The sequence below is a fragment of the Rhodococcus sp. PAMC28707 genome (assembly GCF_004795915.1).
Taxonomy (GTDB): domain Bacteria; phylum Actinomycetota; class Actinomycetes; order Mycobacteriales; family Mycobacteriaceae; genus Rhodococcoides.
In genome coordinates this window covers 4,588,650-4,606,150 of the sequence record NZ_CP039253.1, presented here as the reverse complement: position 1 = coordinate 4,606,150, position 17,501 = coordinate 4,588,650, and the positions used below count along the sequence as shown (strand labels likewise).

14 protein-coding genes are annotated in these 17,501 nt (G+C 60.9%); 8 read left to right on the top strand and 6 right to left on the bottom strand.

Annotated features, from left to right (window positions below; translation table 11 throughout):
* Window positions 1-340: 340 nt before the first annotated feature.
* Entirely contained in the window at window positions 341-1,873 is a 1,533-nt protein-coding gene (locus E5720_RS21025; protein ID WP_136172237.1) for a multicopper oxidase domain-containing protein, read from the top strand.
* Here E5720_RS21025 and E5720_RS21020 read toward each other — a convergent pair.
* Together E5720_RS21020 and E5720_RS21015 are read right to left on the bottom strand one after the other, a co-directional pair.
* Window positions 1,870-2,508, bottom strand: a complete 639-nt coding sequence (locus E5720_RS21020; protein ID WP_136172236.1) for a response regulator transcription factor — start codon at window positions 2,506-2,508, stop codon at window positions 1,870-1,872. The genes E5720_RS21025 and E5720_RS21020 overlap by 4 nt on opposite strands.
* The gene (locus E5720_RS21015) at window positions 2,505-3,680 is read right to left on the bottom strand and encodes a histidine kinase (protein WP_136172235.1); all 1,176 of its coding nucleotides are present in this window, start codon (window positions 3,678-3,680) and stop codon (window positions 2,505-2,507) included. Before E5720_RS21015 ends, E5720_RS21020 begins: the two co-directional genes overlap by 4 nt.
* 527 nt (window positions 3,681-4,207) lie before the next feature.
* Between E5720_RS21015 and E5720_RS22320 the strand changes: the two genes are divergently transcribed.
* Window positions 4,208-5,083 (top strand): sensor domain-containing diguanylate cyclase, encoded by an 876-nt coding sequence (locus E5720_RS22320; RefSeq protein WP_136172234.1) that lies wholly within the window; start codon window positions 4,208-4,210, stop codon window positions 5,081-5,083.
* Window positions 5,084-5,228: 145 nt separating this feature from the next.
* Here the strand turns inward: E5720_RS22320 and E5720_RS21005 are convergent, their stop codons facing one another.
* The gene (locus E5720_RS21005) at window positions 5,229-6,632 is read right to left on the bottom strand and encodes an ATP-binding protein (protein ID WP_247596076.1); all 1,404 of its coding nucleotides are present in this window, start codon (window positions 6,630-6,632) and stop codon (window positions 5,229-5,231) included.
* A gap of 83 nt (window positions 6,633-6,715) precedes the next feature.
* Between E5720_RS21005 and E5720_RS21000 the strand changes: the two genes are divergently transcribed.
* The 3 genes from E5720_RS21000 (at window position 6,716) to E5720_RS20990 (ending at window position 9,411) form a co-directional block, all read left to right on the top strand.
* Complete coding sequence (locus tag E5720_RS21000) at window positions 6,716-7,513, top strand: hypothetical protein (RefSeq protein WP_136172233.1); 798 nt, start codon at window positions 6,716-6,718, stop codon at window positions 7,511-7,513.
* A 240-nt stretch (window positions 7,514-7,753) separates the two neighbouring features.
* A complete protein-coding gene (locus tag E5720_RS20995; protein ID WP_136172232.1) occupies window positions 7,754-8,011 on the top strand; it encodes a hypothetical protein in 258 nt (85 codons plus the stop codon).
* A 161-nt stretch (window positions 8,012-8,172) separates the two neighbouring features.
* A complete protein-coding gene (locus E5720_RS20990; RefSeq protein ID WP_136172231.1) occupies window positions 8,173-9,411 on the top strand; it encodes a phosphodiester glycosidase family protein in 1,239 nt (412 codons plus the stop codon).
* A gap of 84 nt (window positions 9,412-9,495) precedes the next feature.
* Here E5720_RS20990 and E5720_RS20985 read toward each other — a convergent pair whose 3' ends face one another.
* A complete protein-coding gene (locus tag E5720_RS20985; protein ID WP_136172230.1) occupies window positions 9,496-10,176 on the bottom strand; it encodes a response regulator transcription factor in 681 nt (226 codons plus the stop codon).
* Between the two features lie 118 nt (window positions 10,177-10,294).
* Between E5720_RS20985 and E5720_RS20980 the strand changes: the two genes are divergently transcribed.
* The 3 genes from E5720_RS20980 to E5720_RS20970 are packed head-to-tail and all read left to right on the top strand — an operon-like array spanning window position 10,295 to window position 12,419.
* On the top strand, window positions 10,295-11,110 hold the full coding sequence (locus E5720_RS20980; protein ID WP_168708397.1) for a phosphatase PAP2 family protein: 816 nt from the start codon (window positions 10,295-10,297) through the stop codon (window positions 11,108-11,110).
* 23 nt (window positions 11,111-11,133) lie between these two features.
* Window positions 11,134-11,535, top strand: a complete 402-nt coding sequence (locus tag E5720_RS20975; RefSeq protein WP_247596075.1) for a BlaI/MecI/CopY family transcriptional regulator — start codon at window positions 11,134-11,136, stop codon at window positions 11,533-11,535.
* Window positions 11,532-12,419, top strand: coding sequence for a M56 family metallopeptidase (locus tag E5720_RS20970; protein ID WP_136172227.1), 888 nt, complete (start codon window positions 11,532-11,534; stop codon window positions 12,417-12,419). Before E5720_RS20975 ends, E5720_RS20970 begins: the two co-directional genes overlap by 4 nt.
* Window positions 12,420-12,463: 44 nt before the next feature.
* Here the strand turns inward: E5720_RS20970 and E5720_RS20965 are convergent, their stop codons facing one another.
* Together E5720_RS20965 and E5720_RS20960 are read right to left on the bottom strand one after the other, a co-directional pair.
* On the bottom strand, window positions 12,464-12,955 hold the full coding sequence (locus E5720_RS20965) for a DUF2231 domain-containing protein (protein ID WP_136172226.1): 492 nt from the start codon (window positions 12,953-12,955) through the stop codon (window positions 12,464-12,466).
* A 129-nt stretch (window positions 12,956-13,084) separates the two neighbouring features.
* The gene (locus tag E5720_RS20960; RefSeq protein ID WP_136172225.1) at window positions 13,085-17,485 is read right to left on the bottom strand and encodes a non-ribosomal peptide synthetase; all 4,401 of its coding nucleotides are present in this window, start codon (window positions 17,483-17,485) and stop codon (window positions 13,085-13,087) included.
* Between the last annotated feature and the right edge of the window lie 16 nt (window positions 17,486-17,501).

The window sequence follows — 17,501 nt, the reverse complement described above, 5'->3', positions numbered from 1 at the left end:
GGCGGCGAGTCCGATCCATTGGCGCTTCCGCCGACCTGGCTACACCTCGTCAGCGCGTTCACCGGCCGACTGCTGATCGACTTCGTCGAACCCGTCCGCGTAACGCCATTGCGCACCCGAACACCCCTCGTTCGACACTCGGCGCAGCTCTTTGACCGACTCGCCGCAGTACGAACGCAATCAACCTTCTATCACGGGTACAGCTTCTACGGCAGGTACCTGGGTAGGAGGGCTCACCGCAGCGGGGGGCCCGTCGGATGGAGGATTCAACCGCCCCAATTAGGAAGACTGGTCGGGAAGGTTCGGGACATCACACTGTCCCGCCCGAACGAGGAGCATCGTGAAACAACTATCCAGAAGGCACTTCTTGACAGGCCTTGCCGCCACACCGATCGTGATACTCGCCGGATGTGGCGACGGCGAGAACGAGCGGGCTCGAGCGTCGACGTTGCGGCAGTTGCCGATACCGCCCATAGCCGACCCCACGGTCGATGCCAACGGCACACGCCATTTTCACCTGGTCGCAGCGGCCGGCGCAGCGGAACTAATCAGCGGAACGACGACGGCCACATGGGGGTACAACGGTTCTATATTGGGGCCGACGTTGCGTGCTCGTCGCGACGAGACTGTGGCTTTCACCGTCGAAAATTCTCTGCCCGAACCGACGACCGTGCATTGGCACGGAATGCACGTTCCAGCTCGGTTCGACGGTGGACCCCATCAAACGATCGACCCCGGGGACAAGTGGGAACCTACATGGACCATCGGCCAGCCGAGCGCGACACTGTGGTACCACCCGCATCCGCACGGTTCATCAGAAAAGCACGTGTATCGGGGGCTCGCAGGGTTTTTCATCATCGACGATGATGTTTCCGACTCACTCGAACTGCCCGGTGACTACGGAGTGGACGACGTACCGCTGATCATTCAGGATCGTCGATTCGAGGAGGACGGCAGCCTCGATGAGTCGGACTCCACAAATATTGGACTGTTGGGTGACACCATCGTCACCAACGGGGTCGCTGGGGCTTTCCTTCCCGTCACTACCGAGAGCATTCGGCTCCGCATCCTCAACGGATCGTCTGGCCGCCTGTACAACCTCGGATTCGATGATTTCCGCGAGTTCCAGCTCGTGGCAACCGACGGCGGCTTGCTCGCAGAGCCGCTGCCGTTGAGCAGGATTCAGATCAGCCCAGGTGAGCGCGTCGAGGTAGTTGTACATATTGACGGGGGCACCCATTCGATGCTGCGATCGTTTCCAATCGACGATCGCGGCGGGCTGGATCAGAAATCCGCCGACTCCTTCGGCTTTGCAGATACCTTCGACATCCTCGAACTTCGCGGACGGAAGCAGCTCGAAGTATCACCGAAACTCCCGGCAGTCCTATCGGTCCTACCGCGGTTGGAAGTTGGAACCGGCACAGCGGAGCGGGAATTCGACTTACAATGGTTCATGATAAACGGCGCGAGAATGGATATGAACCGGATCGATTTTGCGTCCGTCGTCGATACCACCGAGGTGTGGGCGGTGAAAAACGTCGACAACTGGCCACACAACTTCCATGTACACGACGCTCAGTTTCAGATCGTCGATATCAACGGGACGCCCCCACCACCAGAACTCGACGGATGGAAAGACACCGTGTACACGCCACCCGGGCAACAGATACGGCTGGCATTGCGGTTCAGCCACTACACCGACCCGACAGCGCCGTACATGTATCACTGCCACATGCTCATGCACGAAGACCAGGGAATGATGGGACAGTTCGTCGTGGTCGAGCCGGGCACACAAGCATCGCAGACAATAAGCTCCTCCGCCGACATATCAGGTATGGAATCGATGCCGAATTTTGAAGGCATGCACCACTAGCCCATTCCCTTGGCGAATATCGCGAGACGTACTCGGTTGTCGCGACCGGTCTTCTCCATCAAATTCGAGATATGCGATTTCACCGTGGTAACACCGATATGCAGTCGATCGCCGATGTCTCGATTGCTCAGCCCCTCGCCGACAAGCTCCAGCACATCATGTTCGCGCATAGTCAACGACACCGCCGGGACCGCTGCATCCGCGATGTCCGAAGAGGCGGTAAGCGCGCGATCGACGATTCGACGCATGAGCTCCGGGGAGAACAAGAAGTCTCCGTCGGCCGTCCGCCTGATAGCGCTCAGCAAGTCGACCGGCGAGGTGTCCTTCACCAGAAACCCGGCGGCACCGGCCGCCAACGCAGGGTAAAGATGGTCGTCGTCATCGAACGTCGTCAGCACCAGCACCTTCGATGCAGGGTTGGATGCCACGATCTGTCTCGTTGCCTCGATACCGCCGAGACCGGGCATTCCGAGATCCATCAAGGTCACATCGGGTGAGAATTCGGCGGCCAACCGAATTGCCTCCAAGCCGTTGGATCCCTCGCCGACAACGGCCAGATCCGGTGTCGACTCGCACAACATGCGAAGGCCGGCACGTATCAAGCGTTGATCGTCGATGATCGTCAACCGGATCACAGCGTGTGCCCAGGTGTGGTGGGGGCGGCGGCTGCTGTGGCGGGGATCCACGCGTCGAGTTCCCATCCGTCGACGGTTGCTGTTGTCACTAGTTGTCCACCCACCAGGGCGATGCGTTCTTGCATGCCGATGACTCCGTATCCCTCGCCGCTAGGCGGCATGCTTTCGACTCCAGTATTGATGATTCGAACCGAGAACCCTGCGCCCTTGCGGGCTATCGACAGATTTACAGCCGATCCAGTCGCTGCGTGTTTCATCACGTTCGTCAACGACTCCTGCACAATTCTCAGCAACGAGAGCCTGCTGATGGCGTCGAGTTCGCAGATATCAGCGTCCACGTCGGCCACCACTTCGTATCCGGCGCGCCGAGTGCGTTCGATAGCCGCGTAGATTTCAGATCGGACGGCACCTGGGTCCACCAGAGGCACTTCGTTCAAAGACGGTTCGCGAAGCGCGGCAAGAAGTCGACGGATATCGGCCAGTGCGTCGGATGCTGTGAGGTGCACATCATCGAGAACTGCGTCCACACGCGGATCGACCCTTCCGAGTACATGTCGTGCCACTCCTATCCGCAGGACGATCGACGCCATGTGGTGCGCGACGAGATCATGCAATTCTCTTGCCACAGCGGTTCTCTCAGCTGAGCGTGCACTGATTTCAGCTGTTACCGTCCTGGCTTCTGCATCTGCGGCACGTTCCTGATAGGTCGCCGCAAGCTCGCGCTGCGCGCGAATGTAAAGACCAAGCAGCACGGGGAGCCCGACGAACAATGCAGTCGAAGCGACTGTAGTCCAGCGCCAGAAGGCATCGGGGTGGTCGAGCCACGCCCCGAGCACCAACGCACCTGTCCAGACCATAGTCGCGAAAACTCGAGATGCTCGGGACGAGCGCAAAGCAACCTCGCCCAGCGATACGGCGCCGAGGTAGGGCACAAGCTCCGACACGCCCCAGGCTTGCGCGGCGAACAGTGGAACGGACAACGCCGACAGCGTGATGGACGCAACGAGCGGTGCCCTATCCCCAACGCTGAAGACTACTGCCGATGCGCACCCCAGAAACCAGTAGCTCAACGGTACATAGAACTCGCCCGGGAAGGTGCTGGCAATCAGCAGGATCGGAACCAACGCCATCGGAGCAAAACGAATCGTCCTACGCACCGGAATGTCGATCATCACACCACCGTAGGGGAACCACCTCGCTCGCCGTCGGTGGTCACGACCATTGGGACGCCACACCAACGACTTGATGACCTCAGCTGCGTCGCCTGAAGCTACACACTTCACCTATTGGGGTAAAACTACTCCGACGTCGCGCACACACACAAAACTGACAGGCGTCATCAAACCGCCTGTCACAACCACAATTCGAGACAGAACTGAAACATGTTCTAATATTGCCCAACGAACGTGGCCCCCAAGGGACCAAACGGAAAGTCGCGACCGCCGAGGGGGTGCAGCGATATCACTAGGCTGACAAAGGGGGAATGTAGCCCTGCGGCTCCCCGATCGATTAGCGGCATCCAGCCCAACGGGACGGAGGCGGCACTACTGACCCTGCAGTCACTCAAGGCGCAACGTGTGCTCGTCGAACTGGGACTTCTCGCAAGGGTCTCGGGTGCTGCCATTTTGGACAACTTAGGCGCTGCCGTGCTCTGACAAGATAAAGGTGCCCAGTAGGAAACGAGAAGGTCAGCAGGAACATGAATACATTCAAAGGCGTAGACGAGCACTGGTACCGCGCATTGTTCGACGCGAGCACCGTCGCGATAGCACTAGCCGACGAGCAGGGCTTGCTGATGGCCGCGAACGACGCCTACTGCGCGATGGTCCAACGCACCTGGGGAGAGATTGCCGGTCGATCCTCCCGCGAATTCACCCATCCCGACGATCTCGCACAGCATGCGGCGATGGCGCAGTTAATGGCAGGAGCACGAGAGCAGGGCCAGGTGCTCCGGCTCGAGAAGCGGTATGTCCGCCCAGATGGCACGCTGAGATGGGCATGGGTCTCCGCAGTCGCTGTCACGGCACCGGATGGCCGGACATGGACTGCTTCGGTCATCCACGATACGACCGAACGCCGAATCGCCGAAGACATGTTGCAGGCCGCAGCAACGACTGATCCTCTCACCGGTTTGCTCAATCGCCGTGGTTGGCGAGAAGGGTTGCACCGGCTGCACTACCCTCCGCAATGCACCGACTCACTCATACTGGCGATGATCGATCTCGATCGGTTCAAGGCGTACAACGACACGCACGGCCACCCCGCCGGCGACCAACTGCTCACCACGTTCAGCGCAGCTGCGCGCGGCATCCTCGGTCCGCAGACCCTGTTTGCTCGTTGGGGTGGTGAAGAATTCGCATTGGCTCTACCCGGAATCGACGTCATACAGGCGCGTCGAATTCTTACCGACATCGCGGCGGTCGTTCCCGACGGTCAGCAATTCTCGGCTGGATTCACTGCGCTGCAGCAGCGCGAAACCCTCTTCGACTGCTTCGATCGCGCCGACGTGTTGCTCTACCGCGCCAAGCGAGACGGCGGTGGTCGAATGTACGATAAACACGATGACCTGGCCTGATGTATGGCCGCTGCCAAGCCCCACCGAGATCACGTCGAATTCACAACCGGTGCCCGTCGGGTTCGTTGTGGGCGCGCTTACATCGTTTTCTGATGCCATCGGGTCAGCGCCCGCCTCGTATCCGGTGGCAACCACCGTGACGTGATCAAGTCCTGTTGTCTTTGGACTCACTTATCGATCCCATGGGGAGTCTGACCTCGAAACGAGCTCCACCCAGTGGCGACCGAAGAACGGTCACCGACCCACCATGTGCCGCAACCGTGCCGGCGACAATAGCCAAGCCCAGTCCCGCACCGCCTTCGTCGCGTGTCCGAGAGGAGTCCAGGCGGACGAACCGATCGAACACTCGCACTCGCTCCGACTCGGCAATACCCGGTCCATCATCATCGACTGTGATCAGAGCAGACCCACCCGACTCCGCACAGGACAATTCCACTCGACTGTTCGCGTGCCGAACTGCGTTATCGACAATGTTGCGCACCATCCGCGCCAACGCCTGCTGATCCCCGGTCACCCGAACAGGAACAATCGACGTTCGAACAGTCACCTCCGACATCGATCCGACACGTTTGCCCTCCTCATAGAGCAGATCGTCGAGGTCGACGTCGACTGCGCTGGCGGCGGTCTGCTTTTCGTCCGAACGAGCAAGCCATAAAAGATCTTCGATCAACCCCCGCATCCGTCGCGCTTCGGGAAGGAGCGAATCGTCTATCAATGTCGCATCGATCAACTCCGGCCGTGCTGCGGCAAGCTCGAGAGCAGCAGTGATCGTCGAAAGCGGACTCCGAAGCTCATGCGAAGCATCACTGACAAACCGCTGCTGCGCACGCTGACCGGCGTGGAGGCGCTCCAACATCTCGTTCATGGTCACCGCAAGTCGAGCGATCTCGTCATGTGCTTCCGGAACCGGAATCCGCTCCCCCAGTTGGCCATTGGAGATCGATGCCACCCGGGTCCGGATACGTTCGACGGGGCTCAACGCCGCACCGACGAGTCGGTACGTCGCCAACGCGACGAGCGCGATCACAATGGGGCCAACGATTGCCAGTAGAACCGCAACCGTGGTGACGACGTCTTCGACCGGCTCCCGGTCGGCACCCACCAACACCGTCACCGGCCCCTCTCGCGTCGTCGCACCGCGGCCCGTCACCCAGAAATCGCCACTCTCGCCGACCTCGACACGCCCCAGATCCTGCGTGGTCGACGACGGAACCTGGAAAGTCGACAACGGCGCATCACCATCCCCACTCGAAGAAGCCCGCACCACTCCGGACGCGTCGATGACCTGCAGAATCCCGATCTGACCATCGGTAGCCAACAACGAATCGTCGATCTGCGACGGTGAATCGGACTCGAGCTGCTCGCAGACCTGCACCGCGCGTGCCACCGCAGCAGTACGGGCAGAGGATTCGAGAGAGCTGTAAAGAACACTCAACAACGCACTACCGGCACCGATCAAACACACAGCAAGCACCAGGGTCGTAGCAACCGCCGAACGCACCCGCACGGTCCAACGTCGTGGCCGCAACACATCGAGGTAGAAACTCACGCCCCCAGTGTCCTACCTGCAGCGCCGAAGACAACGACCATCTTCAGCATCTCTTCAGGAATACCCTGCCAGAGTCGTTGTCCATGACCACCACACGCATGTTGGCGAGCAAAGTCCCCGAGGTGACGCTGTACTTCTGGATCATCAAAATCCTGGGAACTACCGTCGGGGAGACAGCCGCCGACGCACTCAACGTGGATCTCGGGTTCGGTCTCACCGGGACCACCATCGTCATCGGCATCATGTTGGCCGCAGCGCTGATCTACCAGTTCACCCTCCGACGTTACGTGCCATGGATCTATTGGCTGGTGGTCATCCTGATCAGCGTCGCCGGCACGCTGATCACCGACAATCTCACCGACAACTTCGGCGTTCCACTGGCAACAAGTACCGGATTCTTCACCGCCGGACTGATCCTCACCTTCGCAGCCTGGTACATCACCGAAGGAACACTCTCGATTCACAGCATCCGAACACGCCGCCGCGAAGGGTTCTACTGGCTCGCAATCCTGTTCACCTTCGCACTCGGCACCGCTGCCGGGGACCTCGTCGCAGAGCAGTACAAACTGGGATACCTCACCTCGGCGCTCATCTTCGCCGCCATCATCGCCCTGGTCACCGCCGCGCACTACGCCCTACGGCTCCATGCCGTCCTCGCATTCTGGATCGCCTACATCGTCACCCGCCCACTCGGCGCCTCCATCGGTGACTACCTGACCCAGGACAAAAATGCTGGCGGCCTCGGACTCGGACCGACCCTCGTCACCGCCGTATTCGTGATTGCCATCGTCGGTTCCGTGGCATACCTGAGCATCACCAAGGCCGACGTCCTCGACACCACATTCGACAGCGCAGATGTCAGAGACGCGGCGAAGGCGTGACACCACGCGAAGGGTAGGGCGACGTCGCCCAGTGGCCACACCAGGATATCGCTGGTCACCGGGCGTGCTGATCGCACCGAGTTGGAGCAGCCCGTACTGGGTGCGTAGCGGTACCGAAGTTGTGCAACGGGAACGAGTCTCACCCTCTCAGCTCTCCACAGGGATCCTTCAGGAGCCCGCAGGCATATTCGGACATGTACCCCACGCATGAATTGTGCACCCGTCGACCGAAGGAACCTCGTGAACATCAAGAACAAGATCGTTGCAGTAGCCGCCGTCCTGCTGGCCGGAGCATCCATCGGTGGCGGGATCGCTGCCGCACATACCCTCGATCACAGTGCAGCACCGGACAGCAGTGTCGTCGACACACCGGAAGCGGGTGACACCCCCGACACACCGGGCACAGCGGACGTTCCAGAAGCAGGCGACACCCCCGACGCACCCGGCTCGGTAGACCTGCCTGGGCCCGGTGATGTCGCGGACGCACCGGGACAGTAACTCCGCCAACCAATCCGTAGCGCCCGAAGGTTGATAGCCTTCGGGCGCTGCCCTCACTTCGAACTCATTATCCTCTTGTACAACAGCATCTTTCATGCGTTCCTTCAGCACCTCTCGTGCATGATCGGTATAGATCGGACCACTTCTGTCAGGGGACGCTCATGCTCGCACCGAACCTTCCGACACTGCCGGATCACAGCGCGGACTCGCAGATCTCACACCGCGAGGTGAAGATCTGGAAGATGCTCGCAATCGCCGCGCTAGTTCTACTCTCGCTTGCGTCGGTGTCGTATGTGCGGGCGCTGACAGCCCCGGGCTACGCAACATGGAACGACAGAACCTCCTCGTGGATCCGTGACCACGGCGGCGCCCCGGCCCTGAATCTGTACGAGAACTGGCGCTACGCGAGCCCACCTCCGGACACTCAACCCGACCTCACACAACACGCCACCGCGAGGGCACTATCGGGCGGCAGTGCAACCTCGTTCGGGACCCTCCCAGTCCTGCCGACCGTCGCAGGATCACCTGCCCCGACCTGGATCCCCGGCCGCACCGGCGCAGACGGTATCCCCGTCGCCTATACCGCACTGTTTCAACCGGACCCGGTCCATCGCAGCGCAGTGGCTGGAGTAGCCCTTGTCTCGGGCTCAGCGACGGTCGCTCATATTGTCGAGGGAAAGTCCCAACCCGTCGCCGACGACAATACTGCCGCCGCGGTACCCAGCGCTCGGATACCCAGCCTGGTGGCCGCGTTCAATTCAGGGTGGAAGATGAAAGACATTGCCGGCGGATACTTCTCGAACGGGACATCGATGCAGGGCCTAGTGGACAATCAAGCCTCTGCCGTCGTCGACGATGCAGGACGCCTGAGCGTCATCGACTGGACAAGTGGTGCGGCGGTCAACCCGCACATCGTGGCTGTCCGGCAGAACCTGGCGCTGATCGTGGATCACGGATCGATCGCGGCGGGTCTGCAATCGAACGGCGACAACCGGTGGGGCAGCGCGAAGAATCAACTGCAATACACCGAGCGCTCAGCATTGGGCACCACCGCACACGGCGACCTCGTCTACCTTGCGGCATCGAAAGTCGATCTCCCCACGCTCGCACAGGCACTCCTCGACGCCGGAGCAGTAACCGGGATGGAGCTCGATATCCACGGCGGACTCACCGAGTTCAATTCCTGGGCAGTCGACCACGCCGGAACGCTGACACCGACGGCAGTGCTCCCCACCATCCAAGACAAGCCTGACCGCTACCTCACACCGGACCAACGCGACTTCTTCTACCTCACACTGGCGTCGCCGACACCGAACCAACCCTGGGCCGCTACCGATACCTCCGCCACGACGATGCAAGCGGACGTACAAAGTGTGTCGATCACGTCGAGTGTGCGCTGACGCCACGACACCATCCGCTCGGAAAGACGACAGGCAACCGGGCAGCGGTTTCGAGTGTGCGCCTCTGCCCCGGACCGGAGTTGTTCAGTCGCCGGCACCGGCTGCGAGTCGGTATCCGACTCCCCGGATCGTCTCGATGCTCTTGCGCCCGAACGGCTGATCGACCTTCTTGCGGAGGTAACCGATGTAGACCTCGACGATGTTCTCGTCCCCATCATAGTTGGCATCCCATACCGATCGCACGATCTCGGACTTGGTGACCACCACCCCACTGCGCCGCATCAGAAACTCGAGCACACTGTATTCGCGTGGGGTGAGCGCCAATTCCACACCACTGCGGGTGACGCGGTGCCGCGCTGGATCCAACTCCAGATCCCCCGCCGTCAACACCGTCGGCCGCTCCGGAGCGCCACGCCGCACCAGCGCCCGCAACCGCGCCACCAACACCACAAAAGAAAACGGTTTGATCAAATAGTCATCCGCACCTAGATCGAACGCATCAGCCAGATCGTATTCACCGTCCTTCGCCGAAAGCATCAGGATCGGAGTCCACACACCCTGCGCCCGCAGATCCCGCACGATGTCGTAGCCATGCTTGCCCGGCAACATGATGTCGAGCACGAGCGCATCGAACTCCCCGCAGACCGCAGAATGAAACCCTTCGTCACCGTCGTGCTCGACCTCGACGGTGAAACCCTCCGCCACCAAACCGCGACGCACCATCTCAGCCAAACGCACCTCGTCCTCGACCACCAGTACCCGCATCGACAACTCCATCCAGGTAGATCTCGCACCTCCGACTACCAGGAGTAGACCAGACCCCTGCTGTGACCGGCGATACGCTTTCAGCGATTCTTCAGGAGCACTTCTGCACGCTGAAGCCGTGCTCCTCTCATCATCGACGTCCGCCGTGCATTCAACGGTCACCGAAGTATTCACCGAAGCCGCCTCCACCGATGTCGAAGCCGCCGGTCTCGCGATAGCCCTCGCCCTCGTCGTACTCGGGATAGTGCTCAGGACACGCGAGAATGGAGCCCGCGCGGCGATCTTCTCCGCACTGGGCTACGCCTTCGCTGTGCTGGTCCTAGCCATCGCGGTACACAGCAAAGGCGCTCTGACCGGCGCCGATGCACCCGTCGCCCAATGGTTCGTCGACCACCGAAATTCCACCCTCGATCACCTGGCAACCGCCATCACCACCGCAGGTGGCCCACCCGAAACAGCAGCATTGGGCATCCTCGTCGCGGTGGCGCTGATCTGGAGAACCAAGAGATACGGCCCGGCGGTGGTGCTACTTGCGACGGTAGCCGCAGCATCGATCCTGTGCACTGCACTGAAACTGATCGTCGGCCGCGACCGCCCACCACTGTCGATGCAGTTGATGATCGAAACCGATCCCTCGTTCCCATCAGGGCACGTCACCGGCAGCGGAGCCCTACTGATGATGATCGCGCTCATCGCCAGCGCGCGACGCCCAACGGCAGTACGCGCCCTGCTGCTCGGTATCGCGCTCGCTCTCACTGTCGTTGTCGCCTGCACACGCATGTATCTCGGAGTCCACTGGCTCACCGACGTCTGCGCCGGCGCTCTCATCGCCGCGGCCATGGCAACTCTCGGGGGCTACGCGCTTCACCGACTCGACGCCACGACCGCGGACGAACCCATACCGCCCCGGCACATCAGTCCAGTGTCGCGGTAGTGCACTATCCTCGAGGTATATCAGTGATTGAGGTGAAACCTGTGCGTCGAGCGTCCGGTCAGCTGGAAGAGTCCATCGTGCAGTTACTCGGTGAGCATCGAGAGCTGTCGGTGTCAGAGGCTCGTGGACATCTGGACGCCGAACTCGCCCACACCACGGTCATGACGGCGCTGGTTCGGCTCCATGGAAAAGGTCTGGTCGAGCGGGAACGCCGAGGACGATCCTTCGTCTACACCCTCACAGCGCCGGTTGGCGAGATTCCCGCGCTTCGTGCCGCGATGCGTATGAGGACCGAACTCGGTGAGCGGGACAAGCGTGCGGATGTGCTGGCAAGTTTCGTCGCAGCCTTGGACCCCGAGGACGAGGCAACGCTGCGCAGTCTGCTCTCACCTGCTGCAGGCGATCTGGATGAGCGCGGGCAGTGACTCTACTCGTGTTCGTTGCCGCGCTCCCCTGGGTGGTTTCGCTGGCGATTCGCATGAACATCGAACGCATCGATCACCGATTCACCCCTTCGACTGCAATAGTGCTGTTTCCAATTCTCGCTGTCGTCACCGCATTCTCGATTGTTGCCTCGCTAGTGGCAGTGTCTGCTGTTCTGGTTTCTTCGCCCAATCCCCTCATGGTCGTACTGGGTGTTGCACTCCTCGGGTGGGTTCTCTGGCGGTTCATCGAGGTGTCACGGCATTTTCGACGGGTTGTAGTCAGCTCTTCCATGGCCTCGCGCTTCGGAGCAGAAGCACGCACACCAGGGGGAACAGTCCTCGTCGACTCCGCTGAGCCCGACGCCTTTGCCGTGCCATCGGGTGGCGGTGCCGTCGTCGTTACGACGGGGCTCGTCGAAGTACTGTCCGATGCCGAATTGCATGCGGTCATCGAACACGAACGTGCGCATCTGCGATTTCGCCATGCACTATGGATCCAGATGTGCGAGATCGCGGCCCAATTCGATCCGGTGCTGCGCCCGTTGGTAGGGGGGGTACGGCATGCCGCGGAGCGCCAAGCAGATGAGTATTCTGCAACATTTGGCCGGAATGTGACCGTGTCTGCGCTCGCGCGAACGGCGTTGCTACGCAGTCATCTCGAGCGGGATGCGCAGTCTCGGAAACTTGCAAGTACCGGTGGCGACGTCGTCCGGCGCGTGCGGGCTCTGACGGAGCCCCCGCCGGAGCGCCAGCGTTACGCCGTCGTCGTCGCCGGCCTGGTGGTGATAGCCGCATGCGTGTCGATCTCGATCGCGCTGTTCGACGTGGCGCAGGACGTCATCGTGCCGGAGGCCGGAGAAACGCCTTCGTCTGTCTTCCAATAGCTTTGGCTGGAGGCGGGATCTCAGTTCTCGCCGTCGGCTTCCCGTCACTTGCTCGGGCCATCCTCCGCGGGGGCAGAAGTGACGGTGTCACCCCACGCTGCACGCGCACCGGAATCTCCGATCCGATACACCTGGACGATCGTTGCCACCCCGACAAGGACAGCCACAATCACGACGGCAACCGATAGCCACTGCATCGGCGGCCTCTCGCTACGTTCACGGAGATGCAGGAGTACCAGCAGTGCTGCAACCACCACAGCAGCGATTGCGAAGTAGAGCATGGTATCGCCGAGTTCAGCATGCGTCTCTACGGATGCAGACTTCGGAACGCGCTTTTCCAGCCATTCGCCAGCATCTGTGGTGAGTGGTGTCATCACTAGAATCAGCACCGACAAAGCCGCGATGAACCACACGAATCTTCGACGCACCCCTGCCCACACACTTGCCGCGACGGCAAGAAGTGCAGTCAGTGGCGCGAGGACGACGATGAGATGAATCAACAGAATGTGGGCTGGTAGGCCGTTGATCGTGGACACTTGGTTTCCTACTTCCGGTCACGGGTGTGCTTGCCCCACCACATTTATGCTACACGTTATGTAGTAGTTCTCACCGAACTGCGGATCGATTTCGGACCGGTGCGGACGTTTCACGAATGGCTTTGTGCTTCAGTCGGGTACAGCGTTCCAACTCGTAGTCGGATCGGCGACGATATCCCGCACGATCTGCTCGTACGACTGGCCGAACTCGGCAACCGTCGTACCGTCGAACAATGCCGTCGGATAGACGATGTCCACCCCGATTGCGGTGACAAGCCCCGCTGCATCTCGGCGCTCGGTGACATGGACATGCATATCGCATTTGGCGATATCCAGTGGACGTGGAGTGACCTCGAAATGGGCGTCGCCAACGTCGAACTTCGAAGTGGTGAAGATATCGAGGGACAAGGCGACTTGAAAGAGTGGATGCACGGAATCGACGGGGTCCTCGACGAGTTCACCCGCGACGTCGACGAACGGGGCAGTTGCGTGGTCGAGTGCTCTCAGTTCGCTGGTACGCGCCAGGGCAAGGACATCGTCGAACGTTCGCGCGGACGCGATATTCGTGCGGATGGCGACCGTATTTGTGAACATCCCTACGAGTTGCTCGAACCTCGGATCGTCTCGAGCTGCAACAGGAGTGCCGATAACGATATCGGCAGTCGTGCTGAGCCGCGCCAGAAGGACGAGCAGTGCTGACCGAAGTACGGTGAATCGTCCTGTCCGGGTACGGTGACCGAGCCCGTCCAGCCCGTCCACGACAGCTGAGTCGAATTCCAGCGAAACTCGGGCACCGGAGAAATCCCACAGGTCTGGCCTCGGCCGGTCCAGGGGCAAACCGATATCTGGTGGTGCTCCATGCAACTCCTTGCGCCAGAACTCCATATCGGCGGCGGTGGACCGAGCTGCGGCCCATACGCTGAAGTCGGAGTACTCCAGCGGCAGTTCTGTCCATTCAGCGGTCTTGCCGGCGGCCCGCGCGTTGTATGCGCGAACGAAGTCCGACGCCAACACACCAAGTGACCATCCATCTGCGGCGATATGGTGCACCACGCACGCAAGCAGATGACGATCGGAAGAGACCGAGAACAGCTGCGCCCGGATGGGACGCTCGGACCGAACATCGAATGGTTCTGCCAATACCGCATCTACCACGTCGGCATCGAATGCAGTCGTACCTAACACCGGTCCGTCGAGAAGAGAAGTCCGATCGATGACTTGCGCTGGGCCCCAAGTCGAATCCGGATACACCGTCCTCAGGCTTCGATGGCGGACCGCCAGATCTGCGAGCGCTGCTTGCGCCGCCTGAGCGTCGAACGAGCCCGTGATCTCTATGGTGAACGGCAAGTTGTACAACGGAAGGCGTGCGCCTCGATCGATGTGGCGCTGCTGCGGAGCGAGCGGGATGTACGCCGCAGTGTCCGAGCGGCCCCGCTCGAGACCAGATGAGTAGGCCGACCCCCGGTCGGTGAACCGGGCGTCCACCAGCGCGGACAGAGCACGGACCGAAGGGGCATCGGTGAGGTCTCGCACGCCGACCTCCACGGTGGTATCAGCGCGAACGAGGGCGAGAACTCTAGTGGCTGCCAGCGAATCGCCACCCATGTCGAAGAAGGACCTCTCGACATCGACGTGGTCGGCACCGAGAATGCGCGCATACGCCGCTGCGATCGCAACTTCGGTGGAACCCGATGGTTCGACGCCGCGTACCTTCGGCTGAATCTGCGGCGCCGGCACGGGGAGTGCTGCGCGGTCGAGTTTCTTGTTGACCGTCAGCGGGATCGCGTCGAGAATCGTGATTGTCGACGGAATCATGTGGGCCGGCAACCGCTGCGATATATCCAGTCGAATCTGCTGGGTATCGACGGCCTGCTCGATGGGCACGATGTATCCGTCGATGCGTAGCCCGCCATCGGGACCGTAACGCACAGTCGAGGATGCTGCAGTGACCTGTGGATGCGCACGAAGTACCGCATCGATTTCTCCGAGTTCGACCCGGTTTCCTCGGATCTTGATCTGATCGTCTGTTCTGCCGAGAAATTCGAGGTTTCCGTCCGCCAGGTGACGCGCCAGGTCGCCACTACGGAAAAGTCGTGAACCATTACTGCCGAACGGGTTTGCGAGGAACCGCGTCGCGGTTTCAGCACTGCGGCCGAGGTATCCGCGGGCCAGCCCGCGTGTCTCGATGAAGATCTCTCCGGTGGCACCGGCAGGCACCGGGTGCAGGGCGCGATCCAGGAGGTAGATCTTCGCTCCCGTCATGGCCGTGCCGATCCCGATCGGCTCATCTGCATGCATCGGGTCGGTCATGGTGACACTGCATGTCGTTTCGGTCGGCCCGTAGGCATTGAGCAAGCGGCGGTTCTGGGACCAGTGATCGACGATGTCTCGCTGGGCAGCCTCACCACCGATGATGATGGTCTCGATGCCGTTCGGCTCTGATGAATCGAGTGTGGCCAGAGCCGAAGGGGTGATCAACAGATGGGTGATCGATTCGCGTGAAAGTAGTTCAGCGAGTTCGAGTCCGCCATACACGCCGGGAGGCGCGATCACGACTGTCGCACCGGAGATCGCGCCCGCCAGCATTTCGACGACTGCAGTGTCGAACCCCGGTGAGGCGAGATGACAGATGTGCGACGAGAAGTCGAGGTGGTAACTGGCTCGAATGTGCTGTGTGAGTGCACCGATCCCGTCGTGAGTGACGATCACACCCTTCGGCTTGCCGGTCGAGCCAGAGGTGTAGATGAGGTATGCCGCGCTATGTGCCCTGTACTCGGCCGATACGACAGCAGCGGCGGAGCGCGGCGGTTCGGCGGGATTGCCGATGTCTATCCATTGCACCTCCCCCAGTTCGGATTCGAGGTGCTCGAATGTGCACAGGCCGACCCTTGCAGAGCAGTCGCGGAGGATGAACTCAGCTCGTTGCCGCGGATAGTTCGGGTCGATGGGGACGTACACTGCGCCCACTCGCGCTACTGCCCAGAACGCCGCGACTTCGGCGATCGATCGAGACGCGCGGACCGCAACCATGTCCTCGGGCCCGACTCCGCGATCGATCAATGCACGGGCGAGACGGTCGACCTGCGTGGACAATTCGGTATACGTGACGACTTCGGTATCGCGGACAGCAATCCGATCGCCGTAGAGACGGACCGCCTCGTCGAACACTTCGATCAGCGAAGTCGAGTTCTCGGCATCTGCGCCGACGGACACGGGCGAGCTTCGCGTTTCTTCGGGAAAGAAGAGCTCGAGATCCGCCACAGCGGTGTCTCCGCAACCAGGTTCGGTGAAGCCATCGAGAAAATGTAAGAAGCGGACGTGATACCGGGATAGATCACCGGTTGTGTATACGGCCGGGTTCGCCTCGAAATCGATACGGGGTTGCGTGGCAGTTCTACTCGGATAGATATTGACCGCAAGATCGGCGACCGGACCCGTCGTCACGATGTGGATCTGACCGTCCAAATCACCGACGGTGATGTTGTTGGCGAACATCATCACGTTGATGGTGGGCCCGAATTGGCCGACGCGAAGCGGAGATCCACTCACCGCTGCAGTGGGTCTGCTGCGCTGGTGCCGCAATACTCCACTCAATGCCACTTCTGTCGATTTGACGACGCTGTCGACCGTGGCCGATCCGACTCCGGACAATCGCAGAGGGACCACATTCGACACCGAGGATCCGGCACGGCGTAGCAATGCCGTGGTCCTCGCCGACACCGGCAACGACAAGTGGACTTCGTCGGAACCTGTCATGCGCGCAAGGAAAGCGGCGAACGCAGCGATCACCACACTCGATGTTGCGCGATCGCCGACCGACCATGAAACGGCCGAAGACGTCCGGTGCGCGTCGGTGTCCGCGCCGATCGTCATGGACAACGGTTCGGGCTGCACCGCCCGGCCCAGAGTAACCGGAATGGATTCTGCTGCATCAGGATTCGTAGTTTTCCAAAACCGTCCATCACGCTCGAATCGCGAGGACGTTCGATATCTTTCGTCCTCGTCGACAAGGGCGGCCGGGGATGAAAGGTGGAGAGGTTCCGGTTCGGTCCCGGCTCGGGAGGCCGAGTAGATCGCGGCGGCCCGCTCGAGCACTTTCATCGATGCAAAGCCGTCGAGCGCGATGTGGTGGGCTCGGGTGTACCAGAGCACATGGTCATCGGCGAGACGAAAGAGCCGCAACCGGACAAGTGGCCCATCCATCGGCAGCGGGGATCGACAGTCGTCGTCTATCCATTGGAGCGCAGAACTCAATGCGCTCGGGTGTGCTCTGAGATCGACAATCTGCGCGACGTCATGGATCTGTGTCGTGAATACCTGAGCGGGCCGTCCCTCGATGTCGACGACGCGCATGCTCGACGAAGAGAATTCGAGGTGTGCCTGCAATCCACTGTCGAGTAAGTCGTCCACATCGACCTCACCTGTGATGTCCACGTAATAGGCGATGGTGAAGGGGATGTCCGGCATGAGCTGTTGGGCATACCAGATGTCAGCTTGAGTCGAACTCAAGGGCAATGCATCTTCAAGCACGATATCCTCCCGCATC

What these genes read in the sequence shown, in the direction of transcription:
- E5720_RS21015 (WP_136172235.1), bottom strand. Translation starts at nt 3,680, where the DNA reads ATGATCGACATTCCGGTGCGTAGGACGATTCGTTTTGCTCCGATGGCG.
- E5720_RS22320 (WP_136172234.1), top strand. Translation starts at nt 4,208, where the DNA reads ATGAATACATTCAAAGGCGTAGACGAGCACTGGTACCGCGCATTGTTC.
- E5720_RS21000 (WP_136172233.1), top strand. Translation starts at nt 6,716, where the DNA reads ATGACCACCACACGCATGTTGGCGAGCAAAGTCCCCGAGGTGACGCTG.
- E5720_RS20990 (WP_136172231.1), top strand. Translation starts at nt 8,173, where the DNA reads ATGCTCGCACCGAACCTTCCGACACTGCCGGATCACAGCGCGGACTCG.
- E5720_RS20985 (WP_136172230.1), bottom strand. Translation starts at nt 10,176, where the DNA reads ATGCGGGTACTGGTGGTCGAGGACGAGGTGCGTTTGGCTGAGATGGTG.